At 49.8% G+C, this 24,458-nt stretch carries 22 protein-coding genes; 5 read left to right on the top strand and 17 right to left on the bottom strand.

All coding sequences use genetic code 11. The features are described 5' to 3' along the window. The first annotated feature begins 8 nt into the window (after positions 1–8). Both DYY88_RS14655 and DYY88_RS14650 read left to right on the top strand, forming a co-directional pair. Positions 9–425, top strand: a complete 417-nt coding sequence (locus DYY88_RS14655; RefSeq protein ID WP_039726893.1) for a hypothetical protein — start codon at positions 9–11, stop codon at positions 423–425. 101 nt (positions 426–526) lie between these two features. Beyond that, on the top strand, positions 527–1,801 hold the full coding sequence (locus tag DYY88_RS14650) for an IS256 family transposase (protein ID WP_044151214.1): 1,275 nt from the start codon (positions 527–529) through the stop codon (positions 1,799–1,801). A 125-nt stretch (positions 1,802–1,926) separates the two neighbouring features. On the opposite strand, the gene DYY88_RS14645 is transcribed toward DYY88_RS14650, so the two are convergent. The 3 genes from DYY88_RS14645 to DYY88_RS14635 form a co-directional block, all read right to left on the bottom strand. Continuing rightward, the gene (locus DYY88_RS14645; protein WP_201278998.1) at positions 1,927–2,226 is read right to left on the bottom strand and encodes a tyrosine-type recombinase/integrase; all 300 of its coding nucleotides are present in this window, start codon (positions 2,224–2,226) and stop codon (positions 1,927–1,929) included. 24 nt (positions 2,227–2,250) lie between these two features. Beyond that, entirely contained in the window at positions 2,251–2,778 is a 528-nt protein-coding gene (locus DYY88_RS14640) for a hypothetical protein (RefSeq protein WP_152624673.1), read from the bottom strand. Positions 2,779–2,913: 135 nt separating this feature from the next. Then, a complete protein-coding gene (locus DYY88_RS14635; protein WP_039726888.1) occupies positions 2,914–3,858 on the bottom strand; it encodes a tyrosine-type recombinase/integrase in 945 nt (314 codons plus the stop codon). 338 nt (positions 3,859–4,196) lie between these two features. On the opposite strand from DYY88_RS14635, the gene DYY88_RS14630 reads away from it, so the two are divergent. The 3 genes from DYY88_RS14630 (at position 4,197) to qatD (ending at position 6,819) form a co-directional block, all read left to right on the top strand. Next, on the top strand, positions 4,197–4,895 hold the full coding sequence (locus DYY88_RS14630) for a DNA-binding protein (protein WP_039726886.1): 699 nt from the start codon (positions 4,197–4,199) through the stop codon (positions 4,893–4,895). Between the two features lie 104 nt (positions 4,896–4,999). Continuing rightward, positions 5,000–6,061, top strand: coding sequence for a PDDEXK nuclease domain-containing protein (locus tag DYY88_RS14625; RefSeq protein WP_039726884.1), 1,062 nt, complete (start codon positions 5,000–5,002; stop codon positions 6,059–6,061). An 11-nt stretch (positions 6,062–6,072) separates the two neighbouring features. Then, positions 6,073–6,819 carry a Qat anti-phage system TatD family nuclease QatD gene (gene qatD, locus DYY88_RS14620; RefSeq protein WP_052456689.1) on the top strand — a complete coding sequence of 249 codons (747 nt, stop codon included), beginning with the start codon at positions 6,073–6,075 and terminating at the stop codon, positions 6,817–6,819. Positions 6,820–6,836: 17 nt separating this feature from the next. Here the strand turns inward: qatD and qatC are convergent, their stop codons facing one another. The 14 genes from qatC to DYY88_RS14550 form a co-directional block, all read right to left on the bottom strand. Continuing rightward, positions 6,837–8,156 carry a Qat anti-phage system QueC-like protein QatC gene (gene qatC / locus DYY88_RS14615; RefSeq protein WP_052288418.1) on the bottom strand — a complete coding sequence of 440 codons (1,320 nt, stop codon included), beginning with the start codon at positions 8,154–8,156 and terminating at the stop codon, positions 6,837–6,839. Continuing rightward, positions 8,153–9,043: a Qat anti-phage system associated protein QatB gene (gene qatB / locus DYY88_RS24900; RefSeq protein ID WP_302849247.1), complete on the bottom strand. Its 891-nt coding sequence runs from the start codon at positions 9,041–9,043 to the stop codon at positions 8,153–8,155. Before qatB ends, qatC begins: the two co-directional genes overlap by 4 nt. Positions 9,044–9,059: 16 nt before the next feature. Further along, positions 9,060–11,051 (bottom strand): KAP family P-loop NTPase fold protein, encoded by a 1,992-nt coding sequence (locus tag DYY88_RS14605; protein ID WP_039726880.1) that lies wholly within the window; start codon positions 11,049–11,051, stop codon positions 9,060–9,062. A 24-nt stretch (positions 11,052–11,075) separates the two neighbouring features. Then, positions 11,076–11,801 (bottom strand): M48 family metallopeptidase, encoded by a 726-nt coding sequence (locus DYY88_RS14600; RefSeq protein ID WP_039726878.1) that lies wholly within the window; start codon positions 11,799–11,801, stop codon positions 11,076–11,078. Continuing rightward, positions 11,798–15,133, bottom strand: a complete 3,336-nt coding sequence (locus tag DYY88_RS14595) for a type I restriction endonuclease subunit R (protein ID WP_044151212.1) — start codon at positions 15,131–15,133, stop codon at positions 11,798–11,800. The genes DYY88_RS14600 and DYY88_RS14595 overlap by 4 nt, the downstream gene beginning before the upstream one ends. After that, complete coding sequence (locus DYY88_RS14590) at positions 15,130–16,380, bottom strand: restriction endonuclease subunit S (RefSeq protein WP_052288417.1); 1,251 nt, start codon at positions 16,378–16,380, stop codon at positions 15,130–15,132. The genes DYY88_RS14595 and DYY88_RS14590 overlap by 4 nt, the downstream gene beginning before the upstream one ends. Then, positions 16,377–17,876, bottom strand: a complete 1,500-nt coding sequence (locus DYY88_RS14585; protein WP_201278997.1) for a type I restriction-modification system subunit M — start codon at positions 17,874–17,876, stop codon at positions 16,377–16,379. The genes DYY88_RS14590 and DYY88_RS14585 overlap by 4 nt, the downstream gene beginning before the upstream one ends. 14 nt (positions 17,877–17,890) lie before the next feature. Next, on the bottom strand, positions 17,891–18,475 hold the full coding sequence (locus DYY88_RS14580) for a restriction endonuclease subunit S (RefSeq protein WP_039726876.1): 585 nt from the start codon (positions 18,473–18,475) through the stop codon (positions 17,891–17,893). Positions 18,476–18,648: 173 nt separating this feature from the next. Beyond that, a complete protein-coding gene (locus DYY88_RS14575; protein ID WP_039726875.1) occupies positions 18,649–19,506 on the bottom strand; it encodes a PD-(D/E)XK nuclease family protein in 858 nt (285 codons plus the stop codon). Between the two features lie 373 nt (positions 19,507–19,879). After that, positions 19,880–20,725 (bottom strand): DNA adenine methylase, encoded by an 846-nt coding sequence (locus DYY88_RS14570; protein WP_039729875.1) that lies wholly within the window; start codon positions 20,723–20,725, stop codon positions 19,880–19,882. A gap of 96 nt (positions 20,726–20,821) precedes the next feature. Next, positions 20,822–21,478: a hypothetical protein gene (locus DYY88_RS14565; protein ID WP_039726873.1), complete on the bottom strand. Its 657-nt coding sequence runs from the start codon at positions 21,476–21,478 to the stop codon at positions 20,822–20,824. A 236-nt stretch (positions 21,479–21,714) separates the two neighbouring features. Beyond that, a complete protein-coding gene (locus DYY88_RS14560) occupies positions 21,715–21,966 on the bottom strand; it encodes a hypothetical protein (RefSeq protein WP_039726871.1) in 252 nt (83 codons plus the stop codon). Between the two features lie 157 nt (positions 21,967–22,123). Further along, the gene (locus DYY88_RS14555) at positions 22,124–22,783 is read right to left on the bottom strand and encodes a hypothetical protein (protein ID WP_039726870.1); all 660 of its coding nucleotides are present in this window, start codon (positions 22,781–22,783) and stop codon (positions 22,124–22,126) included. Between the two features lie 123 nt (positions 22,784–22,906). Continuing rightward, positions 22,907–24,376 carry a type IV secretory system conjugative DNA transfer family protein gene (locus DYY88_RS14550; protein WP_160299550.1) on the bottom strand — a complete coding sequence of 490 codons (1,470 nt, stop codon included), beginning with the start codon at positions 24,374–24,376 and terminating at the stop codon, positions 22,907–22,909. Positions 24,377–24,458 lie beyond the last annotated feature (82 nt).

Here is a 24,458-nt window from a genome sequence, read left to right as displayed (position 1 = left end):
CAATAGCAGTGAGAAAGCAAACTGACATTGCCATCTGGACATCGATTCTCGGGTTGATGTTCTTATCTGTAACTTTTTCTTCAAGCGCTCATGCGTGCTCTCTTTTTGGGGACAACCAAATAGTTCTCGCAGAAAACAAAGAGTTGTTTGAGAAAATAAAGGCCTTGCTAGGCCTATTTCTTCTGCCACTAGCAATGTGTTCTCTTATCGCATTTAATGAAAAGTCTATCGCTGGAATTTGGGCTGTCTTGATTCTGATTTTTCGTTTGCAGGTCTTGAACACTGGGATAGATGTTCGAGATGGAGATTGTGGTTACAGCGACTTAAATCTAGTCTATTGGTATATCGCGATCACTTTACTGATAGCTGTTAATATCTCCTATGGGCTTTGGAAAAGTCGTTTTAATGCCAGCATAAATCAATAAAGTCTGTATTCGGATAGGAACTGTAACAGAAAGTGTGTATCCCCCTAGGATCTAGGGATAAGTTGTGAGAGTAAGAGTTCTTAAAAGAGAGAGGAACTCTTATGGCAGGTAGGAAGAATCGCAACAACAAGGGCGGAGCAGCAGACGAGCTGACGGACATGATCCTAAAGCAGGTACAGGAATCGGGGGGTACCAAAGAACTCTACAAGAACGGCGATCCAGTATCCGGCCTAGTCCAGAAGCTCTACCAGGCGCTGCTTGAGGCGGAGATGTCGGAGCATCTCGAACAGGAGTCTAAGGAGGAGTCGGCAGAACCAAACAGCCGAAATGGTAAGGGTAAGAAACGGATCCGAGGAGACTTTGGCGAGGTAGAGATCACCACACCCCGCGATCGTCAAAGCACATTTTCCCCCCAGATAATCCCCAAACGGGAGAAGTCGGTCGGCAATTTCACCGACAAGATTATCTCGCTCTATGCGCGAGGTATGACAACTCGTGAGATAGAAGAGCACCTTGGAGAAATGTACGGTATTGAAGTGTCGCCCCAATTCATCACACGTGCGACTGAGGCAGTACAGGCCGAGATTGTAGAATGGCAGAGCCGTCCCCTCGAGGGAGCCTATCCAGTAGTCTACGTCGACGGTCTGCGGGTCTCGATTCGTAGCGGCAACAACGCTGGAGCTGTGGTAAAAAAGTGCATTTACGTGGTGCTCGGCGTCTCCTGCACCGGCAAACAAGAAGTGCTTGGCCTGTGGGTTGAGGAAACAGAGGGTGCTAAGTTCTGGCTCAAAGTCTTTGGAGACTTAGAAGCACGAGGACTAAAAGATATCGTCATTTTGTGCGGAGACGGCCTTAAAGGGCTGCCAGAGGCGGTAGAAGCCGTCTACCCCAAAACAGACGTGCAGCTGTGTGTCGTTCACCAGATTCGTAATGCTACCAAGTTTGTTTCCTACAAAGACAGAAAGAAGATATGCGCCGCCATGAGGCCCATCTACACCTCACCAACGCTCAATGCGGCTGAACTAGCGCTACTCGAATTTAAAGAGCAATGGGGAGAGCAGTACCCGCTCTCAGTCGCCTCGTGGGAGCGTAATTGGCAGCGACTGTCGACTTTCTACAAATATCCAGCTGGCCTCAGAAAGACTATCTACACCACCAATACAATCGAAAGTCTCAATGCGCAGCTGCGCAAGAACACTTCAAATCGCAAGGTGTTTCCAAACGACGCCGCAGCGATAAAGATCCTTTACCTTAATATCAGAAACTTCACGAAGAAGTGGACGAAGAGACAGGGCTGGGATAGCTTGATGAACAAGCTCGCTATTATGTTTCCGGGGAGGCTCGAAGCCGCTCAAGACTTAATAGCAATGCAATAAAGAAATGGGTAACGCTCTTACTCTCGAGCTATACACACTTTGCGTTACAGTCTCTTCGGATATGATATGTAAGGATTACATACTGAACGTCAATAAGAAGCAGAAAACTTATCTTCTTAGCAGCTTTACAGACGAATTCTCTCTATCTCATCCAGACTCACCTCATCATCCCGCCGGTCATACAGCGCCGTCGTCCGAATATCCTCATGCGCCGCAATCTTCTGCGCATTATCCCGACTCCCCCCATTCCGCAAAAAGTTGGTAATCCCCGACGCCCGAAACGTGTGGTTGCACGCCTCCGTACTCACCCCCGCTGCTAACGCTCGCCGCTTCACCATCGCCCACGCCTCCTGCCGCTGCAGCCGCTTTCCCGAGAGCTTGCGACTCCGCCCCGGTGCCGTCTGGAAGAGGGGGCCGTCCTTCATCATCAAAAGGGCTCCTGAAAGACTTTAGTCCTGAGAGTCTTCAAAAGTAGCTTTTAGCTTCCCTATTTGATCCCCCCAATTCGACTTAGATTTGTTGATGATGTAGGTCTGCCATTCCTTTGGACTAAAGAAAACCTCGGAGTTAGAGTTAAAACGATTTAGCGCATCGATGAGACTCTGTCTGTGTAATTGGTTCAATGCCGATATCGGGATTGCAGCTAGCTTCCATTCATTGTGATCTAGAAATAATAAAACGGGTCGCTTTCTAACAGGTCCTAGCCTATTTGAGAGAGCAGATATCTTTGCATCCTCTTTTTCAAGGTTTAAATAAACCACGTAGGCAATCTCTTTCCAGCCAGCAAAATCAGAAAAAAAAGGAGGGGCGTTCACTCGAATGCCTTCATCATTTATCTCGAAATGATATAACCCAAACATTAAAGCCCCAAGATAAGAAGCAATAGCTGCAAAGAGAAGTTGCCATTTGCCATTACTCCACCATGACTTTGGATTAGACGAGCGATGAGCCATTACTAAAAAGATGGTGCCGATCACAAAAAAGGGAAGATCTTTATTCAGCAAATAGGGATAGCAAAGCATTTCATTCGACACGTAAAAGAGAAGTAGATGAATTTTGCTGTTTCTATATTAAGCCGCCGAAAATTTCGTCGAGCCTCAAGTTAACTACGTCTAGATTCTTATTTTCTCAATCTCATCCAAACTCACCTCATCATCCCGCCGGTCATACAACGCCGTCGTTCGAATATCCTCATGGGCCGCAATCTTCTGTGCATTATCTCGGCTCCCCCCATTCCGCAAAAAGTTGGTAATCCCCGACGCCCGAAACGTATGGTTGCATGCCTCCGTACTCACCCCCGCTGCTAACGCTCGCCGCTTCACCATCGCCCACGCCTCCTGCCGCTGCAGCCGCTTCCCCGAGAGCTTGCGACTCCGCCCCGGTGCTGTCTGGAAGAGGGGATTGTCCTTCATATCTCGCAGCCTCGCAGCGTCAAGGTACTGATCCAGATACTCTTCAGCCGTATGGTGGGTAGGCAGCTCATGGTACTTGCCGCCTTTCTCATGTAGCCGAAACCAGTACCGCTTTCCCTTCGGGAAATAGTCACCCACATTCATCCCCAGCACCGCCCCGATCCGGGCAAAGCTAAAGAACATGGTGGCGATCAGCGCGCGATCCCTCAGCCCCATCACATTAGATGTGTCGATACTGCTCAAAAGCTGCACCATCTCTTCATCACTCAGCACAGGCGTCTTGCCTTGCTTCGCCCGATGCTTCACGCCTCGCACCTCTACCGCCGGGTCTTCGACAATCACACCATCAGCCTGCAGCCACCGAAACAGTGATTTAATCGCCGACAAGTGCTGATTCCGCGTCAGCGCCGAACCCGGATGGATCTCGATGTAGTGCGCAATGATGATGGAATTAACCTGGTGGATCCCGAGGTCTGGATAGCAGTCCTCCAGCCAGCCGAAGAACTGAGTTAGGGCTCGATAGTAGGCGAGCCGCGTATTCAGGTTCCGAATCTCAGCGGTGAAGAACTCGACGTAACGATAGGTGGCTCGCTTGCCAGCGCGATGGAGAATCGGCGGCAGCACAAACTCTGCGCCTCGAAGCATCGGAGCGCTGCTCTTAGGGAGAATTAAGTTACTCACGGGCGATCCGCCAAAAGCTTGATATGCCTGGATTTCGGCGTATTTCTTCTATGACATAAAGAGGCATTATGTAATGGAAAGGGTGTCCCGGAAAGGGCAAATTTCATTGCTGACAGCCGAGCCTGGGAGCGCTCCTCTGACCAATAGCAGCTGCCTAGCGGCCCTCCATCGGCGTGGGCCTACTCTCAATAAACCTGTAAATTACGAGATTACGCCTGTACTACACCTGTATTTACGTAATTTTGATTGACTCCCCACGCGAGGCTGCGTATCCTCTCACGGAATCAGACAGAGGAGCCGCCATGTACATCACTAAGGAGGAAGTCTTTACGCTGGCCCAGCAGTTCAAGGCTGAAGACCGGAAAATCACCGTCAGCACCATTCGAACCGCGCTAGGAAATCGCGGCTCCTTCTCCACCATTTCCAATCACCTCAGGGAATGGCGGAAGGAAGAGCGCGAAAAATCAAACAACGTAAGCGATGAGGAGATCCCTGCCCCAATTCGAGAAGTTGGGAGTCAGATGGTCAGAGCGGTCTGGAAAGCTGCTTCTGATTGGGCGCAAAAGGAAATCCGCGCCATTAAGCGACTGGCGGCAGAACAGACCAAGGAGTCTGAAGAAGAAGTCAAAGAGGCACTCCAAGAACTGGAATCCCTACAGGCTAAAAACGCCACCCTGGAGTCAGAACTCTCCACCATCCGCAGTGAACGAGACCAGCTCACCCAAGAGGCCTATTCTCATTCCCAGGTTCTAGAGCAGATTCGAGGAGAACTCGAAGGGGCAAAATCTCGGTGGGCTGAATTAGAAAAGCAGGTGCATACCCTTTCGGAGCGAGTAGTCCAGGAAACCGCTCGGGCTGCGACCGCTGAGGCGCAATTATCTCGGGTAGAGAAAGACCTGGATCGAGAGCGATCGCGATCGCAAGACCTCTCAGAAAAACTCACCAAAGAAGCACGAGAAGCGGCGATGTATCGGGAAAAAGTGGCACAGCTCAAGAAGTGACCATCACGTTCTTATCAGCCTATCCCAGCCTTTTCCGCCCCTTCAGATATAGTGGGGATGTCGATCGTTAGAACGCCTGTCCCGTCGCTGGTATAGTCTTTCCTATGCCGAAACAGACCTCGCTTTTTCCCGACGACAACTACGCTGAATTCCTCAATGGTCTCAAGCAGCGGATCCGGACTGCTCAGATTAAGGCTGCCCTGGCGGTTAATCAGGAGCTGGTCCTCCTCTACTGGCAGATTGGACAGGAAATCCTAGCTCGGCAGGAGGAACGGGGCTGGGGGAGCAAGGTCATTGACCGGCTGGCCAAAGACCTGAAGCGGGAGTTCCCTGAGGTCAAAGGGGTCTCCTCAAGAAATCTCAAATATATGCGGACCTTTGCTGAGGCTTATCCTGATGAGGCAATTGTGCAAGGGGTGCTTGCACAAATTCCCTGGTATCACAACATCGCTCTGCTGGAGAAGGTAAAGGCCCCTGAGGCAAGGCTCTGGTACGCACAAAAAACCGTCAAAAACGGCTGGAGCCGCAATGTCTTGGTCATTCAGATTGAGAGCGACCTTTATCGACGCCAGGGAGGTGCTGCCACCAACTTCGATCGCACGTTGCCCCAGCCTCAGTCTGACCTAGCCAAACAGTTAGTGAAGGATCCATATCACTTCGACTTTCTCACCATCAGTGAAGGGGCCAATGAGCGAGAACTCGAGCGAGGGCTGATCGACCATATCCGGAACTTCTTGATGGAGTTGGGGCTTGGCTTTGCGTTCTTGGGAAGTCAATACCCTATCGTCGTCAGCGATAAGGAATTTCGGCTTGATCTCCTTTTCTATCACGTTCATCTCCACTGTTACGTGGTGGTCGACCTCAAGATGGGGGAATTCGAGCCCCAATATTCTGGGCAAATGAGCTTCTATGTAGCAGCAGTGGACAACCAAATGCGGAGCGATCGCGATGAGCCCACCATCGGCATCATTCTCTGTAAGTCGAAGGACCGCACCATCGTAGAGTATGCCCTACAGGGTAGCCAGCAACCGATTGGCGTTTCGACTTACCAAGTTCAATCACAGCTCCCGCCCGATATTCAGAAAAACCTACCCACGGTGGAACAGTTGGAGATGGAGTTGAGTACGGCAACTGAAAAGATTGAAGACAATACAGATAGTAAATAGGAATACTGATTTTGGAACATAGGAAGCTAGTCGATTTTCATTGCCATCTCGACTTATTCCCGAATCATTTAGAACTTCTAAGGGAATGTGAAGAGCTTGGTATTAAGACTCTTACCGTCACAAATGCTCCAAGAGTATGGAGGCAAAACCAGCTATTTGCTCAAGACTGTCAGCATGTCAGGGTTGCTTTGGGACTACACCCTCAACTAGCCCATGCATATGGGAACGAACTAAATCTCTTTGAGCAGTATTTATCTGAAACTAGATACATAGGAGAAGTTGGTCTCGATGGTGCATCAGGGTATTCAGACTCGCTAGACATTCAGCGAAAGATATTTCAAAAAATCTTACGTCTTTGTGCTCAATCGGGAGGGAAAATATTAACCATACATAGCCGTCGAGCAGCCCGTGAAGTCATTGAACTAATCGGAACTCATTTGCCACCCCACAAAGGCAGAGCGGTTCTGCATTGGTTTACAGGCTCCACTAAAGAAGCATCGCTTGCAGTCGAAACAGGGTGTTACTTTTCGGTCAACATCAAAATGCTCACTTCTCCTCAGAAGATAAAATTAATTGAACGCATACCACAGGATAAAATTCTAACAGAATCAGACGGACCTTTTATTAAGACTGGAAAATCGATCATGTCCCCTAAGGACATTGGAAAAGTAATAGAGAAGTTGGCTTCTATATGGTCTACTGACGAAACTTCAGCCGCTCTAATTGTAAGGAATAATCTTAAAAATCTACTTTCATAAAATCACTATCAAGATCGTCAAGAAAGTGTCGGCTCAAGAAATTGACCTACTTCATCTATACCTCGCGAATACATTGCAACATACTCTTTGATATCATCTGGCGGTAAAGGCCCCGATTCCAGGACGTCAAATAGAGAGACTTTTGAGCCAGATGCTTTGTGGCGTTCAATTACCATCTGAAAAGCACGAAAATCCCTGCCCCGATCCGTATCATACGCTGGTGCTTCGGTAAGGATGTCGATATTGCAGTTATCGTTGTCTAGTCCAACAGCCGCTAGTGAAGCTCGACGGATAATGCAGGGAACGCAGTAGCCACAGTGGTTACCTGGTTTTTTCCCGAGATAGCGTCCGCTTTCAGGATGAGAGCAAGACATTGTAACTGGCACCAGTCTTTTCAAAACCTCAGGATTACGAACCTGTTCAAACATTTCTCCTTTGGTCTGAAATCGGTACGGTAACTCAACGGGATTGTCTAGACCAATAGAGTCAAGTAGCTTCCGGTAGAGGGCAATGAAATGAGGATGGGTTGTTCGTGTACTAAGACTTCCGATTCGAGCACTCGTGAGAGGTACATTCAGTGAAATTAACCCGTTCTCTGCGACCACAAGAGGTATCTTTTCTGAGAATAAACTAGCCACAAACGTACCCAATGAAAGGAATAGGATTGAGCGCGATCGCATAGAAGGCTCACCCGAACCAGTTCGCTTTTTGGGTGGTTGCACATAGAAACTGTAAGGGGTAATGAGACTACCGTATTCTTTCTCTAGTGCTCTCAGGACATCATCCTGAAATGACTTTGTCATTCCAGCACCATAGTGACTTATAAAAGCTACATTCCTCCCTTCCTCTAGGAGATCAATTGCTCCAACAAGCGAATCAAGTCCACCAGAGAGAAGGCTAACAACATCTACTGTAGGAGCATCCGAGCTAGCTACATACCACTTCTCATAACACTCATGTTGCCTGAAGCGAATATCCCAGCGATCACCAGTCAGGAAACTCAGCATTTCTTGTGCTAGTTCCCGACTTCCTGTCCATGCATCTAAGTTCACTACCGGCAGGTGAACTACTAAGTCGCGGGTCCAACGATCTTCGCTTAGAGACCGGGCGATCTTAAGATCCGCCGTATAGATAGCAATTGCAAAGTTTACCAAGTCAACCGCTAAAGATGACGGATTCAACGACGCTCGACTTTCAACTTCTTTGAGGAGATTGTTTCCAATCGCAAAGGTGTCACCAGGGTTATCAATCGAAACTATTACTCGTGGTTCATTTGAGGCTACGGTTGGAGTATAAAAGTCCGCAGATCCTATTCTTACTATCAGATGCCACCTCATTGGCTGTCCTCCAGAATCCTATATGCTTCCGTAAATATTTTGTCGATAAACTGCTGACCTGCTTGACCGTTCCAATCCATATTCAATACGTCAATACCTTGCATATCCAGTTCTACGCATTCCTGGATATACACCCGCATATCCCGCTCATAGCGAACTGCTTGGTTCGCAGAGATGGCTTTCTTCTCAAGTACGACTTCCAGCTCAGCTAACCAACGCTGATAGATGTAGCTACTCACTGATGCCTGGAGGGCTTGGGCAATCTCCTGAGTTCCCATCTGGTCAAGTTTAGTGAGATCCCCATCAGCAAGAAGAACTTGCTCGTATAGAACCTCAAGAGCCTCATTAACAGCCCTACGGGCGATCGCTTCTTCTCTGGAAGCACCAGCTGGAGCAAGGGCGTTAGAAATCGCGGTAAAAATTGACTCAGAATCTTTTCCAATAAAAGATGACAACCCAAAGCTTTGGAGCGTTTCGTTGAGTCCTCGTGAGCCGACGCTCGATAAAAACTGCCCCAGGCGAGCGGTGGAAGCTCTACCAGCACGAGATGTATTGGAGGCCCGTCTCGCACCGCCTAGAGCGCCAACATATTTGCGCCCAGATCCTGCAAGAGAAGCCCTGCTCCTGCCACCAGTTACCGTTTTCCCCAAACTTATTTTCGCTGAACGCCAGCTGTTACCTGGTATTGCCTGAGGCGGCTCTGTGGAAGGGGAAGGCTGATCAACCGGTGGTTTTTCCGAAGGTTGCTCCTCTGCGGGTTGGTTGGGTAAGGAACTGTCTGGCGATTCGGGTGACGGCTCCGCTCCATTACCGGTATCTGGAAACGCCCAGGGCGGTAGAAGAGGTGTCCTATCTTTCGGTCCATCATAGGATTTTGACGTTCCCACACCCTACTCCTGTGAATTAGAGGCTCTTTAATCTACTTGCAGCAGCTACCTTTACTTGAGATGAACCAGTACTATCAGCCCACTGTTGAAATAGTTCCTTCACTGGCTCCAGAGTTTCTTGCTCTTTCCCAAGCTTTTCAAGGCGCAGAACGATAGCTGCTGGTAAAGAGGCTTCTGGATATCCCCTGACAAAGGCTACAAATTGATTGAACAGTTCATTTCGATAACTTACCCAATCACAGATTCGGTTAAATGCCGAAGACTCATCCCCTAAATCTTCTTCTTCTCGTGCCCTTTCAGAAAGGGCTTGGAACACAGCAGCAGCATCTCCTGGACTCAATTCTCCTGCCTTCTTCAAAGCATTATTCCGGGCAGCCTCGCTGCTCTGAAATAGACTGCTTAACATCTCCTGTGCCTGCGGTGTCATTCGTTGTAAAGCAGTATTGAGTACACCTTGGAGTGTGTCACGAGAAAAGAAGAAGTAAGGTTGAAGATCCTCATTCGCCAATGTGGGTTTACTTTCAAGCCACGCCTTCATCCAGGTATCGGAAATCCAGGCCGAAATAGACGGCTCTACTTTTCCTGCTGGACTATCACTGGATACTTTTGCTTTTTGCGAAAATCGTTTCTTCCCTTTCGACTCTGATCCGTTGGAATCGTTACCCTCCTCAGGCAACTCATCGTCATCAGCCTCAGTAATCTTTGGAGGATTTACCCTCAGCTCAGCCAGGGATATTTCTTTAGGACGTCCGTGCTGTAATGCTTGCAGCTCAGCAATCTGCTTAAAAAACTGAGGACTGAAGTATTCTAGAAGCATCAACTTGGCAAGCACACGCTGCTTTAAATCAACCTTCTTAGCTTTAGCCATCTCGACACGCATCATTAGCTTGTTCAGGAACCGCTTACACTGGCGTGGGTTGCCGTTCAAGCCAACCACCAATACTGGTGCTATCCGTTGCGCAATAATTAGGTCCTCTGCCAGTTCTCCTGGTATCTGCCCATCAAGGATTTGTTGAGCTATCCCATAGTTGAATCGAACGTCTAAGAGCGAGTTGTTAGTACTATCAGCAATACAACTCTGGGCTTTTTGAAACGCTTCTGAACCTCTGCTATTTGTCTTTTCAAAGAAGAGGAGGTTGATGTAAGTTTCAAGTTCTGATCGACCTAGAGAAGGAATGCGAATATCAAACTGAATTAATTTTTCTAGATAATCGCGTCCAACTTCCGCTCGCTCACCTGGCAATTCAGGAAATCGCCGCCGAACAGCATATTTTACGAGGCGTTCATCAGCACCAAGAATGAAAGCTGTGTTTGGAACAAAAAGGAATAGTTTTATCGCTTCCAGCGTTTCGATAATGGTATCTGGATTACAACGGTCAAGGTCGTCAATGATGACAACTAATGTCTTAATCTTTGTTTCCTTTAGCAAGATACCAAAGTCTTTTCGGAATTCGCGGATTCCTCGCCGTAAATTCTGATTGGGATCTTCTTTCAGGAATTTATCGAAATCGAGTCCATCTATATCGAGATCCTTCGCCTTGTCTGCTAGTTCCCCTGCCACCTGCACTGCATCGAGCGTGCCACTAATCCCTGATCCAGCTAAACCACCAGTCGCGTAGGCTAGCCCAGCTTTAGCCCCTAGCTTAGTGACTGACCCGAGCACCTGCATAAAATTGATTCGCCTCAGCAAGCCAACTACGAGATGCTTAGCTTTTTTATCAAGGGTCCGCTTCGCTACGATCTCGTCCAGAATAGTCCCCATAAGAGCCGTTTTGGCGTCTTCATATCCTTCAAACAACCATCCCGTAAACGAGAGAACTAAGACATCATCGTCTTTCTCTAGCTCAACCTGAGTTCTTTTAAGTAGGCTGGATTTACCACTACCCCAATCGCCATAAACACCTATCGTGGCAGGTAGTAGAGACTCATTACCAACAATCGAAGTGATTGCACTCGTGAGGTAGTCAAAACCTAAGAGATCAACATCGGATTCGTTATCAGACCACATATATTTTCACCTCACAAACTTGGTTCATATCTCAACTTTTGACAGAAGCAAACGTCTCTTTTCCCAATCCGGCATACACTTTGATAACAAGCTCCAGAACTTTTCACTGTGATCCATAACTGCCAGATGACAAAGCTCGTGCATGATGATGTAGTCAATGCACTGTACCGGGGCTTTGATCAAATCAAGATTCAGAACGATGCGCCCCGTGGGAGTACAGCTCCCCCACCGGCTCTTCATCTTCCGAACAACCAGATCCACCTGCTCAATCCCCAGAAATGGCTTACTTGCTCGTAAACATCGACTTAGGTGCTGCTCAAATATTGGTCGTGCATGGTCTCGGTACCATGCTTCTACCACCTCACGAATGGCATCCACATCTGCCTTATCAGGCACCAGGACATGAAAGAAGGCTCCCTTGAGCTTTACGGAGGGCCTATCTCCGATCACCACCTTTAAGCGATATTGCCGCCCCAGGTAGCGATGTGTTTCACCAGAAACCCACTGTCGAGGGGCCTGGGGCTGGGGGAGCTGCTCAACCTCTCGGAGGTTCCGCTCTATCCAGGGAAACCGTTTTCTGACTTTCGCCTCAATTTTTTCGAGGGCAGTATCATGAGGGGCCGTGACGGCTACTCTTCCGTCTGGATGCACACTGATTTCCAGCGTCGTGCGATCGCTCCGATGCACATCGTAGCTGAGCTGTTTCCCTCTTCCCTGAATTGAGTATTGCTCTACCGTTACTTCACTCATGGCACCCGCACCCGCGCTATATCAATGCATTTTTCCAGGATGATATCGATGGTGTCGAAGTCGAGTTCAAAATCGTACTCGTCCTGGAGGTCAAAGAGCATATCCTCGATCGCGGTTTTCATCCGATTCTGGGTATCCACGTTCTGAATCCAATTCACCATACGATGCTCATTCACAATAGATTCAATGCTTAGAGCAATATCAGCGCTGAGCTCTTGCAACGGCTCTTTTGCTGATCTAGGCGTTTTATATTGACCGCTAGATTCTTTAACCTGATGAGAGTCACTGGCTAATTCCGTAATATCTGGATGTAGATAGATTGAACTAATGCCAGCCAGGTTCTCCTGCACCACGCCATAGTAGGCTTTCGCTACGTCATGATCGCGTAAACGCTCCGGCACCTCATCACCTGTACGATCGCGAACCTTATCCCGAATATCCTCGACACTTCTCAGCAAGGAATCGGCATCATCGAAGCGCTGCTCTCGGATGCTCTTGATGATGTCATCGAGCATCTTAGAAAACGGAATATAGAAGGCTGGGTCTTCTTCTAAGCGCTCGGTGATCGAACGTTTGGTACGGTTGGCAATCATCTCCGCTTTCGTGACAGAGGAGTCCTGAGCATCCACTTCGGCTTGGAAGGCTTCCTTATCGAAGATATTGACCGGCTCAACTACAGTCTCAATCTCATCCGTTCCAACATGGGTATCTAGGAGTTTCTGAATCGATTCCTGGTACTGCTTAAAGTCAACCCGCTCTGCATACAGGCGTGCGGCGGCAGCTCTCAGATTCGCAAAGAACTTCAGGTCTGCCTTGTATCGCTTAATCTTCTTATCTGACGTATGGTCATAGAACTCCAGGCTGGCCAGTGCGATCTTGAGGGTACGGGCAAACAGAGACAGGCGCTCGTAGAACTTAGAACGTAACTCCTCATCAGCCAGTGGAGTTAGCAAGGCATTCATATCCTGCTTGTTTGGAACTCCCTGGAACACCTCCCAAACATCGCTATGCCGCTGCTCTAGTTTCCGCCACTCTTCGGAAACATCCGTTAGAATGCCGTCCAAGGTTCCTTCTTCAAACTCCTCCTCCATTGAGCCATAGAGGTCGAGGGCTTCTCCCAGGCGCTTTAAGACACCGTAGTAGTCGATGATATAGCCAAAGTCTTTACCATCGAACAACCGATTCACACGGGCGATCGCCTGAAGCAACCGGTGATCTTTCAAGGAGCGAGTCAGGTAGAGAACCGTATTCCGGGGTGCATCGAACCCAGTCAGCAGCTTGTCCACCACGATGATGATTTCCGGTTCATCGCCGTGCTTAAAGCGGTTGATCAGGTCTTTCTGGTACTTATCCTCAGCGCCATGCCGCTCCATCAATTTTTCCCAGAACTCCTGGATTTTGGGCCGTTGGGTGCTGTCTCGCAGTTCACTGACTTCGGTATTACCCTCGCGGGTATCCGGCGGGGAAATCAGCACTTCGCTGGATACCAAGCCAAACTCATCTAAGAAGCGTTTATAGAGCAATGCAGCCGCTTTGGATGGCGTCACTAGCTGAGCCTTGAAGCCTGTCCCCTGCCACTCCGTTGAATAGTGGTAGCTGATATCCCAGGCGATCGCGCGAATCTTTTGCTCAGTCTGGTTGAGCTGTTCTGCCGTAGAGAACTTCTTCTTCAGATCCGCTCGTTGCTGGTCGGTCAGCCCAGCCGTGTACCGCTTAAACCACAGGTCAATCTGCTTGCGGTCAACGTCCTGGGGCACATGGCGACCTTCATAGAGCAAGGGCACCACCGCACCATCTGGAACCGCCTCACCAATGGTGTAGGTGTCAATCAGTCCCCCGAACTGGGCTACGGTATTCTTCTCTTTCTTGAGAATAGGCGTCCCGGTAAAGCCAATCAGACAAGCTTTCGGTAGTGCCCGACGCATGGCCACATGCAAAGTACCGAACTGAGTCCGGTGGCTTTCATCAATCAGCACAAATACATTAGGGTCGTCGTTGTGATCGTCCCGGCTGGCCAGGAATTTATTGATCAGAGTGGTGATAATTCGAGCTTTAGGGTCTTCTAATAGGTCTCGCAATTGTCTGCCGGTTTTGGCCTGCACCAGCTCCAAACCACAGTGATCGAAGGTGCGGTAAATCTGATCGTCCAAATCAACCCGGTCAGTCACCAGAACAATCTTCGGATCTTTAATCACCGGATCACGGGCGATTGCCTCGGCCAAGAGCACCATCGTGATTGACTTACCACTGCCCTGGGTATGCCAAACCACTCCCCCTTTACGAGAGCCATTCGAGTCAAACTTGTGGATACGTTCCATGATGCGTTTGACACAGAAGTATTGCTGGTACCGGGCAATCTTCCGCTCACCCGCATCAAAGACGGTGAAGCTGTCAGCCAGCTCCAATAACCGTTTCGGGCGGCAGAGGGCATAGAGAGCAAGATCTTGGGCGGTCACAGAGCGTCCCACCGCTTGAAGTGTTTCAAACCATTCCCGCGCTTGCTCTGGCGTGGTCCCCTTGAAGCGATGCTGATCGGACGTGAAGAAGTGGGACAGAAACTCAGCCCCCAAGGGCTGATTAACAGTCCGCTCCAGGGTGGCTTCATCAAGTTCCCGTTCTTTCCAGATTGACCAGAATTTCATCGGAGTGCCGGTGGCCCCGTAGCTAGCCTCATTCATGGCCAGGGCGAGCAGCAGTTGGGCATAGTGAAACAGCCGGGGAATCTCTGAATCGCGCTGGTTGCGAAGCTGTTGGCTGATAGCCTCTTCAATCGGGTCTTGTCCAGCGGGTAAACCAGGGCGCTTACACTCAATCACGCTGAAGGGAATGCCGTTCACAAACAGCACGATGTCGGGGCGGCGGGTATCGGTGGTGCCGCTGGCCTCCACGACAAACTCATCGGTGACGTGGTAGACGTTATTTTCCGGGCGCTCCCAGTCGATATAGTGCAGGGTAAAGCTCTTGGTATCGCCCTGGATGGTCTGAGGCAAGGCTTTCCCTAGCCTCAACAGGTCCCAGAGTTTCTCGTTTGTACGAACCAGTCCATCATCATCCATATCCCGCAGCACGCGGATCGCTTCGGCAATGTTGCCTTCAGTAAACGGAACATCCTCCCCCCGGAACTGAATCCGGTTCATTTTCCGTAGCTGCTGCTCTAGTACACCAAACAGAATGACGCTGGAGCGCCGTCCTCCTCGCAACTCTAGGGTTTCTTTAGGCAGCAGGTATTGATAGCCAAGCTTCATCAGCAGGGCTACAGCAGGGATTTTGGAAACGTCATCCTCGGTGAATGGAGGAGTAGTTTCGGGAATGAAGGAGGGGGAAGAAATCATGCTGCATCATCAAGTATGGGAATTCGGATATCGCCGGTCAGGAGTTTCTGCATGAGTCCGCGCTTCTGAAGTTTCAGCAGCCGAAGTTGCTCCTCCAGAAGCTCGACTTCTCGGTCAACAGCCTTAAGAACTGACATGATCTTTTGCTGCTCCGGTAACGATGGGATAGCTACAACAATCTTTGAGAAAACAGGCCACCGTAAGCTGCCTCTACGGTTCACGGAAGCAGAGGTGAGCGCCTCAAATAGGCGGCGGTACGTCTCGGTTTTCAGAACCGCGAATAGGAACTCTGGATCGACCATTTCGGTGGTCAACCCGAAAACGGTATACATAGGGCTTACCAGCCCAACATCAAAGTCACGCAGTAGGCCGATTGAGCCTTCCTCAATATGATTTGTTGCGTAGGCAAATTGCTTACGCTTTACAACTTTGTAGTTGTCCAGGTTATTTCCGAATACCTGCCTTCCGAAATACTCTAATGAAGAAACGAGTCCGTCATATTTTGTACATGATAAAACTGGTGTTCCTTCTGGCGCAGCACGTTCAGATATTTCATGTGCAACTTTGCCGATCTTCACAGCCTTCCAATCAGAGGGCACTTCTCCTATCTGAATTTCCTGTTTTGATCCATCATTTTCAAACCCTAGGAATCGCCGCTTACCTGTGAGAAGCTGTTGCATCAGCCCTTGTTTGAGGCGGCGCTTGACTGCGATAAGTTTTTCGGTGAGGGCGATCGCTCTATTCCATTTAATGAGAATGTTAGAAATCCTTCGTTGCTCCTCAATATTAGGAACCTTAATCCATAAGTCAGCGAATCGATTAACTCCTAAATGTGCAATGGATGTAGTCTGTTTAGCGACTGCAGATAGCTTGCCAGTGTATTGCAGATGCTGAAACAGCAAATGGGCAAACTCCACGTCACATTTGGGGCCTGGTCTAAATCGCACAAGCGTGTTCTGGAAAGCACAGTCTGGAGGATCTCCCTGATAAATAGAAGATCGACCAATGAGCTCTAAACTCTGTCCTTCATTGAGTAATATGTCTCCAGGAATCAGCTTATATTTCTCAAACTCTTTATTCGAAAAAGGCATCTGCAATACATCGGATGTATCAATAAATCCATCAAAAACATTGGCAACACGTAGATAGGGGCGCATCGTTCCTGCTGTGATCTTAAATGAACGCTGACGCCCAGCATCCACCGTTCCCCAATCGCGTATCTGCATCAGTTCCCACTCTTCGATCATCTGATTCCTAAGCCTTCTAGAGCTAAAGCCAGTTCTTTGCGCGTATTTTCAAGTGTGACTTCTAATTGAACAATTTCTCCTTGAACCGCTCCAATATCGATTTCTTCTTCCTCCTCAAACGTATCAACGTAGAGTGATATATTGAGGTTGAAGTCATTCTCTTCGATTTCTTCTGGAGAGACCAAAAGGCTGTATTTTTCAACACTCTTTCGGGCATTCCAGGTCTCGATAATTTTCTCGATATCCTGGCCGCGCAATCGATTTTGGTTTTTTCCTTCCTCAAACTCTTGACCAGCATCAATAAAGAAGACTTTTTTATCTTTCTTTGCGCGATTAAAAAACAATAATACTGCTGGTATCCCTGTTCCAAAAAATAAGTTGGCAGGTAGGCCAACCACACCTTCCAGCAAGTTCTCCTCAATCAATTTTCGACGTATCTTACCTTCCGAGCCACCACGAAATAGCACACCATGCGGCACGACTACCCCGATCCGACCATCCGTAGCTGTCATTGAAGCAATCATGTGTAGGATGAAAGCAAAGTCCCCTCTTCCCTTTGGCGGCACTCCGCGTAGAAACCGCTGCCACGGATCATTAGCAGCTTTATCCGCGCCCCACTTATCGAGCGAGAATGGTGGATTAGCAACAACCACATTGAACTTCTCCAGAGCATCATCCTTGATTCGCTTAGGATTCCGAATCGTATCCCCGCGCTCAATCTCTGCCCCATCGAACCCGTGCAGAAACATGTTCATCCGGCAGAGCGCCCAGGTTCCAGCATTCATCTCCTGACCAAACAGCGCTACGTTGCCATCCGGCACCTCTTTGGCTGCCCGAATCAGCAGAGAGCCTGACCCACAACACGGGTCATAGATGCGGTCTCCAGATTTCGGAGCCACAATCCGAGCCAGCAGCGTAGACACCTCCGGTGGCGTGTAGAACTCCCCGCCTTTCTTGCCGCTATCCGCTGCAAACTGACCAATCAGATATTCGTAGGCATCCCCGATCACATCTCGGTTGCCAATTTGGGATGGACGTAAATCTAGGTCGTGGAAGTCCTCCAGCAGATGCTGCAATCGAGTATTCCGTTCCTTAGTCTCGCCAAAATTAGCCTCGCTGTTGAAGCTAATGTTCCGAAACACGCCGTCCAGTTTTTCCTTGTTGGCATCTTCAATCGCGGCTAAGGCTTCATCAATTAGCTCCCCGATCGACTTTTCGCCGCGCTTGCTTTCGCGGTTGTCATAGAGATAGTCAAAGTCAGCCTTTTCAGGCAGCACAAACCGCTCCCGGCTCATCGCCCGTTCCACACGGGTTTCGTCTCCTTTGTATTTCTTGCGATATTCCTCCCGCTTGTCATTCCTGAGATCGGTCAGATACTTCAGGAAGAGCATCACCAGGATGTAGTCTTTGTACTGGGCCGGGTCGATCGTGCCTCGGAAGGTGTCGCACGCCCTCCAAACCACACCATTAATGTCCTGCTGCGTCATCTGTGCCATCGTCATCCTCCCTCCTATTCCTCAATTGCGGCCTGCATCGTCGCCGCGTTAATCAGTTTGTCCTTCAATTCTTCAAGCCGACCGGTGAGCTTCTGTTCTTGTTGCCAAAGTTCGGCAACTCTAGCGACTTGCCGTTGACGTTCAAGTGGGGGTAACTGCACCTTGAAGCTTCGACAGTCACGCATTGAGATGAATTGAATGTTGCTTCCCTTGCTCATCTCATATTCGCGCCGCTTGCATATTGCAGGATGATTCCAGTACCAGGCGAGATAAGTACCATCAGCTTTTGCAGAATCTGGCGTCAGAATTGCCCAATGCCCAACAACGAAAGCATCTTCAGGTGGATTCTTAATCGCCACCGCTGCGGTTCGACCTCCACGTAAGGGAAACAGGACGTCCCCTGTTCGGAGGAGATACTGCTTGGGGTCGCCTTCAAACCGCATAGGTTCTAAACTAGACCAATCAAGCTCGCCATTCGCTGCGAGCACACCTAACTGTACTGCTTGATAAGGCTCGCCAGACTCTAGGTCTTTAGCAGAGCGATACTGATAGCCGCTGCGTAGATGCCCAAGATCCTGCAGCGAATGAACGGTAGTCATCGATTTGCACCACTTGTTTGTGTGTTATCGAACATCTCCCGGACCCTCTAGTACGGTCATGTTCATCCAAAAAATCATCTAATATTGATATAGAGCGCCAGGTTTACATTCCTGAGATTGGCCAGGCGTCCCACGCCCCACGTAGGACGCCCGATCAAGAAACGACCTAGTGATTAGGCAGCATCCTTAGCCCCGCGAAGGCTTTGGAAGCAGGTAAGCCATCCCTGCCATTCTTCAATGTACTCCTGGAGCTCCTCCCCTAAAATTGGCATCATTTCGCCGATTCCAGAGCTATACATGTACGCCATGGCGATCCCATCTAGTGGAGCAATTTGCTCAGGGAAAGCAGCAGCGATTTTGTTGTAAGTCGTTAGGTATGCTGTAGCTTGCACAATGTGCGGAAGCTTATGCTCCAAAGACTTTTCGTTGCGGCTACCCTTAAGCTCTAACAACACTCTTGCACCATCGAACGGTGAAGCCGCGATCTCAGTAACCAGGTCAAACCGGCCAATGAATTGCTCTTCAAAGTCAGCAACGAACACCTCTGAGAGGGTTACTTCGTTGCGTTCCTGATCAATTACCGACAGTGGGGGAGTTGAACGCCGCAAATAAGGGAAGATGCCATCCTTTAAGGCCTTGACGTAGCCACCCATATTCATCGGGAAGGGACCAGGGGTTTGACCTCGGTTCCAACGCTCCAACATGTTGTGGCCCATCTTGCCAGCTGCGATCGATTCATTACGAATGCGATCGGCCTCATCTTTTCCAACTCGCTTTTCCCAATTTTTGAGTGCTTGCTCAGCATCAGGATCCAGAATTGGAGTGACCTGTGACTTAATAGCCGAGAAGCTAAAGGCACGGTCATCCGAGCTACCCCTGCCAAAGTAGTAGGCAGGATTGCCATCTTGCCAGCGCTGGTAACTCAACTGCTGTGGCCCGTTCCCAACAACCAGCTGAAGCTGATAAATGTTGGACCGACCATTTCGTTCAGTTGGGGCATAGACCCCAAGTTTCCGTTTTTGCGCAACCATGTTATGAACTTCACCTCAAAAAAAACAACGCAGTAGGGTCGCTACTGATCCAAATTGGATAGCTCGACTATAGCAACGCTAGTTCTCAGCGTCAAGAAAAATACGCAGTAGGACTGATACTGTTTTGAAAAGAGTGGTTGTGAGGCTTTGATTTCTGAAGCAAATCCGGTTTTGGGCTGGCTGGCAGACACAAACTTGAAAGCTTGGGTGGCAGAGGCTGCTAGCGGTTTAAGTACCCCCATTGTGAGGCCAATCATGAGATTGGTGCTTCCTTGAGGCTGCCAGGGTACTCCTCTTTGTTGAATGACAGTACTTGTAGATCATAAAGCTGTGCAGGCCCGGCCTTCTATCCGAGCATATTAGCGGCGGAACCCTAATTCCTCACCACCACCTCCGGCACCCTCCCCCGCTTCCGCCCCTGACTGTTAATCGGGCGAGCAGCGTAAACCACCTCTACATTGAACCCCTGATAAAGCTCCCTCATCAAAGGGGTATCAGAGTTTGACGCCATAAATCTCACCCCACGCCGATCAAGCTCCCGGCATAATGAAGCCAATTTTTCCTGCATCCTCTCCCCAAATCCTTCTCGCGTGTAGCCAGTGAAGCTCGCCGTCGTACTCACTGGCATATAGGGTGGGTCAAAGTATACAAAATCCCCCTCCCCGAGCTGCCGACACGTTTCACGAAAGTCGCGACACTTTACGGTCACTCCCTGAAGGGCCGCATGACACGCCCTCAAGTTCTCCTCATCCAGGATGGTCGGATTCTTGTAGCGCCCAAAGGGCACATTAAACTCACCTCTGGAATTCACCCGATAGAGGCCGTTGTAGCAAGTCTTATTCAAATAGATAAAACGACTTGCCCGCTGTACCACCGTCCACTGCCCATACTCAGGGGTTCGATCTACCTGCCGCAAACGATAGTAATACTCCCGGTCATAGACGTGCCGACCCAAGTCTTCAATCAACTCCTCAACCTGGTCTCGAATCACCCGATAGAGGTTGATCAGATCTGGATTGCTATCCGATAGCACCGCCTGCTGCGGCTGAAGATGAAAGAAAAGCGCCGCACCACCTAAAAATGGCTCAAAGTAACGGTTAAATTGCTGTGGCACCCGCGCCACAAGTTCTGGAAGTAACTGCCCCTTTCCCCCAGCCCACTTCACAAAAGGACGAGGGGACACCGGCAGCAAAGACAGCTGCCTGAAATTTCTCGCCATGGCCGAAAACACAACACAGAAGGAAAAGACCGCAACCCTTCGTAAATCCTGGTCCCCAAGGGAGAGCACCTCTGGCACCCTCCCTGAAACCAACCCTCAAAACGGCTGTGCTTCCCAGCCCACCCCGACCAACCGTCGCTCCTCTCGCTCCCGCAGATAATTCGTCCACCCCAGCGCTTCAAGAGGTACGCTAAGCCACTCCTGCGAGAAACATCCCAAACTGTAGAGCAGGTCTGCATTCTCAGCCCCGCCAGCAAAGAAGATCCCCGCTTGCCGGTAGAGCCCACGATACTTAAGCAGCAGACGATCTCCTTCCAAACACTGGTCAAGATAACTGCGAGCCTTGACCACTAACGTGTCAAAGATAGGGTACTGATACCCATCATTTCGCCGCTCAAGGTAATAGGGCTCCATCACGAGATCCCCGACCTTTACCGAAATGCCCCTGACAGGCTCCAAAGCGACCCCCTGGAGTACCCGCTCATCATCGAAGTAGTAGATGTGAGAGGTACAGTCTGCTTCACCATGCAACGCCCAAAGCGGAAAGCCATCGATCGGACCATACATCGCCTCATAGACACCATCTTCATCGTCTCGATGAAGAAGCTGCCTTCCCGAAGCCTCAAACACTTCAGAATAGGTCGCCTCGCCAAACCACAGTGGAGTCCGGCTAAACTCCCCGTGGATAATGACTCCCACTTTGCCAGCACCAACTGATGGCGGCACGATTTCAATGCAACGCATCTCAGTCATGACTAAAAAACCTCAACTCAACTAAAACTGTGTACGCCAAACCTAGAAACCGTCGAAACGGTCTCTCCTTCTGAGCTCTGCCGCTTCACGCAAAGCTCACTTCTGCCCCTGACCTAATTGCACTACTTGGAAAATACGACTTGCGATCAGACAACACTCGCGAGTCCTGATCACATCAAAGAACTGGATTTGCTGCCACCCTTGCGCTTCAAAAACCCCTTTTCTCAACACCAGGGCTAACCGGAGTACGTTACGATCTCGCGCAACACGGCATCGACATTAATTGCCCGAAGTTGCCCGTGCAGACGGATATAGTGAATCCCAGCAATCCACTGGAAGGGCGCACCTTCTGCAATCTTCCGTTTAATGGAATCTCGACTCCAGCCTCGCCCAAGCTGCTCTGTCAACACCGGAGTAGCCTCGGAAACCGGTAAAAATCTATCCGTTGAATACGCCTTCCTGCGGCGCTTTTGGGTTTTGTGTTCCATCGACTCACCCTGCAAGCTATCTGCCTAGTACAAACCACTTTGATTTCCCCCTCACCCACACTGTGGTCTCTCGCAACAAAGGCCTCTCTACAAGGCACTGCGCTGTGCTCTTTATTGCAGTGCAACCCACTCGGAGATACAAACAATCACCAAGGGGTCACCCTTCCCCTTCCTCCTCAGTCACTTCAACGCTTTCTTGACTCGCGTTCCCATCATGCTCAGGTGAATGTGGTGAAGCTTGAGCCCGATTAGCTTGTTCACCATCACTGGCCCCCAAAGATCGTGCTGGTACCTCAACAGCTCCCCCTAACCCCAGGTCAATCTTTCGCCGGTTGGCGAAATGCTCCCGTAGCCCTCGCTTAAACGCCGCATCAAGCTTGCCGTCACGTGCAACCTTGCTAAGTGCTAATCCCACAAGCTGCGGCATCACTTCAACGAGATCATCAGCAGCCGCTTCTGCAACGCCATACACCATCTGCGCCATCCCACGACCAACGGCCTGGTCAAAATCGCCCAAATCGCCATTCTCGTCATACATCGAATCAGATGTGCCTTCCTCATCTCGACTTGCCGCATGACGCATCCGCTGCATCTCCTGAATTTGCTCATACGTCATGCCGTTCTCAATCAACCGCCGAACCGGGACAAATCGTTCCAGCAGCTCCTGGCCTAAATAACTGCGTCGACTCGTCGAAAGCCCAGCAGCTTCTAATCCAGCTGAGACTACGTTTTTTGAAAGTCCTGTAAGCTCCTCTATGGCTTTCTTTGTGTACTGGTGGGTCGGATCAAAGTGGTAATTACGCGGCTTCTTCTGCATCACTGTTTTCTCCTTGCCAATGGATAAGGCAAAATCACGTTCCTCGGCACCCCGATAAGCTTCGGAAACTCTTTATTCGTGAACTTTTTGGTTGCTTGAATCTTGTAGCGGCCTCGCTACTGCTTAGGACTTACTTCCGCTCGTGCCTGACACTTGCCCCGTTTCGGGGTCCACCAGGCGCTCAATCATGTCGAAGCCAATGTCAAACACAATGCGCCGAAGCGCTGTTTCAAACTCATCTAAAGAGCTCCCAAACGAACTGCTCACTTGACTTTCAACCTCATCTTCTAGCCGCTTCCCAAGACAGAGAAACTCAAGCCGCGCCATATCCCAGTCAGCAGGCTCCTGGAGTGATGACGGTAACGGTGAAAAATCGACATACGCTGTCGGAGGAGTGCGCTCGATAATCTGCTCCCATGGGATGACTTTCTTCAGTTCTTCCCCAAAGGCTTGGGTTTTGAGATAACAGGTCACCCCACTCTCTGGAGAAGGTGGCGTCATATTGAGGAACTCTCGATCGAAGACCAGATTCTCAACCGACCGGCGCTCATCCGCTCTCCACTGCACCCCCTCTTTGCCGAAACTCCTACTTAACGACAGCCTCACCCGTTCGATCTGCCCGAACCGGCTCGAAAACCACTTCGCCGTGATCGGTGAGGCACTGAGCAACATCACTAGGTTGGGGAAGTTCGCGAGCAATCCATCGGCCTCATCTCCATATGAAGTCCGACTGCGCAAACTCTCCACACTCTGGTTAAGCGCTATCAGCAGCCCACCGTTGCCTCTGATAAGCTCTGTCGCCTCAAGGAACTTGGGGATACGGCGGTAGAAGCCCGCGTCATCGAGCAGGATTAGCTTATCTTTCCGCAGATCTCTCGGGTCTACCGGCGGAGTGAGCGACATAATGTGCTCAAACGACCGCTGTAACAGTGCCGAGACGGCTGCCCGCTCCGCATCAAGATGTTCAGGATTGACCTTAATAACTAGAATTGGCGCTTCAGTTTTTCCCTCCCAAAAATCGATCACACTAAGCGCATCTGACACCTGATACTTAGCAGCAGCCGTCATCAATGGCTCCATATGGGTAAACAGCTCAGTACGGAGCTTATAGAGCGTCGTTGCATCACGGGTGCTGTCAAGGATTCTAAGAAATCGCCGCCCAATCTTTGTTCGTTTCAGAATGGCCTGAACAATCTTTTGCCCTTCTGTCGAGAAATTAACGAGGTCATCAACTCCCCACTCCCCACCAGTAATCTGGTGAATCGATACCGCCCCGGCAACCAGAAGTCCCCTCGCACCATTCCTAAAAAAGGCGTTATTGCCGTCTAGCCTTGGCACCAAGTTGTAGGCAAGCTGCACCTGTCGTGTGTAGGTATCAAAATCCTTGGCAAAATCAGGTGAGTACCCATGTTTCGATGACAGGGTAATTAGGTCATACTTCGCCCCCATTCCCTCAAGAGCCTGAGTGATCTGCCCCTTCGCTTCAACAATCAGCATCCGCCGGGTCGGGTCATCAGTACACGTTTCCACCATCGATCGGATCATCGGCCCTGCAAGCAGGTTTTTCCCCGATCCACTAGTCGCCATATACATGGTGTGGTCTAAGCTATCGAGCCCGACTCGATGCCCAGCCAGAGAGATTAGCGGTCCTCTCCCATATGAGCCCACCCTGTGA

Origin of the sequence: Leptolyngbya iicbica LK (assembly GCF_004212215.1) — a bacterium.
In the GTDB taxonomy this organism is placed as follows: Bacteria; Cyanobacteriota; Cyanobacteriia; order Phormidesmidales; family Phormidesmidaceae; genus Halomicronema; species Halomicronema iicbica.
Note: the sequence above shows the minus strand (reverse complement) of the source record. Positions and strands in the feature narration are given on the sequence as shown.

Excerpts from the sequence above, each read along its gene's own strand:
- DYY88_RS14580 (WP_039726876.1), bottom strand. The coding sequence starts at position 18,475 with ATGACTACCGTTCATTCGCTGCAGGATCTTGGGCATCTACGCAGCGGC.
- DYY88_RS14605 (WP_039726880.1), bottom strand. The coding sequence starts at position 11,051 with ATGTGGTCTGATAACGAATCCGATGTTGATCTCTTAGGTTTTGACTAC.
- DYY88_RS14625 (WP_039726884.1), top strand. The coding sequence starts at position 5,000 with ATGCCGAAACAGACCTCGCTTTTTCCCGACGACAACTACGCTGAATTC.
- DYY88_RS14555 (WP_039726870.1), bottom strand. The coding sequence starts at position 22,783 with ATGCAGAAGAAGCCGCGTAATTACCACTTTGATCCGACCCACCAGTAC.
- DYY88_RS14645 (WP_201278998.1), bottom strand. The coding sequence starts at position 2,226 with ATGAAGGACGGCCCCCTCTTCCAGACGGCACCGGGGCGGAGTCGCAAG.
- DYY88_RS14650 (WP_044151214.1), top strand. The coding sequence starts at position 527 with ATGGCAGGTAGGAAGAATCGCAACAACAAGGGCGGAGCAGCAGACGAG.
- DYY88_RS14560 (WP_039726871.1), bottom strand. The coding sequence starts at position 21,966 with ATGGAACACAAAACCCAAAAGCGCCGCAGGAAGGCGTATTCAACGGAT.
- DYY88_RS14585 (WP_201278997.1), bottom strand. The coding sequence starts at position 17,876 with ATGGCACAGATGACGCAGCAGGACATTAATGGTGTGGTTTGGAGGGCG.
- DYY88_RS14590 (WP_052288417.1), bottom strand. The coding sequence starts at position 16,380 with ATGATCGAAGAGTGGGAACTGATGCAGATACGCGATTGGGGAACGGTG.
- DYY88_RS14595 (WP_044151212.1), bottom strand. The coding sequence starts at position 15,133 with ATGATTTCTTCCCCCTCCTTCATTCCCGAAACTACTCCTCCATTCACC.
- DYY88_RS14570 (WP_039729875.1), bottom strand. The coding sequence starts at position 20,725 with ATGGCGAGAAATTTCAGGCAGCTGTCTTTGCTGCCGGTGTCCCCTCGT.
- DYY88_RS14635 (WP_039726888.1), bottom strand. The coding sequence starts at position 3,858 with ATGCTTCGAGGCGCAGAGTTTGTGCTGCCGCCGATTCTCCATCGCGCT.
- DYY88_RS14575 (WP_039726875.1), bottom strand. The coding sequence starts at position 19,506 with ATGGTTGCGCAAAAACGGAAACTTGGGGTCTATGCCCCAACTGAACGA.
- DYY88_RS14630 (WP_039726886.1), top strand. The coding sequence starts at position 4,197 with ATGTACATCACTAAGGAGGAAGTCTTTACGCTGGCCCAGCAGTTCAAG.
- DYY88_RS14600 (WP_039726878.1), bottom strand. The coding sequence starts at position 11,801 with ATGAGTGAAGTAACGGTAGAGCAATACTCAATTCAGGGAAGAGGGAAA.
- DYY88_RS14550 (WP_160299550.1), bottom strand. The coding sequence starts at position 24,376 with ATGTATATGGCGACTAGTGGATCGGGGAAAAACCTGCTTGCAGGGCCG.
- qatC (WP_052288418.1), bottom strand. The coding sequence starts at position 8,156 with ATGAGGTGGCATCTGATAGTAAGAATAGGATCTGCGGACTTTTATACT.
- DYY88_RS14565 (WP_039726873.1), bottom strand. The coding sequence starts at position 21,478 with ATGACTGAGATGCGTTGCATTGAAATCGTGCCGCCATCAGTTGGTGCT.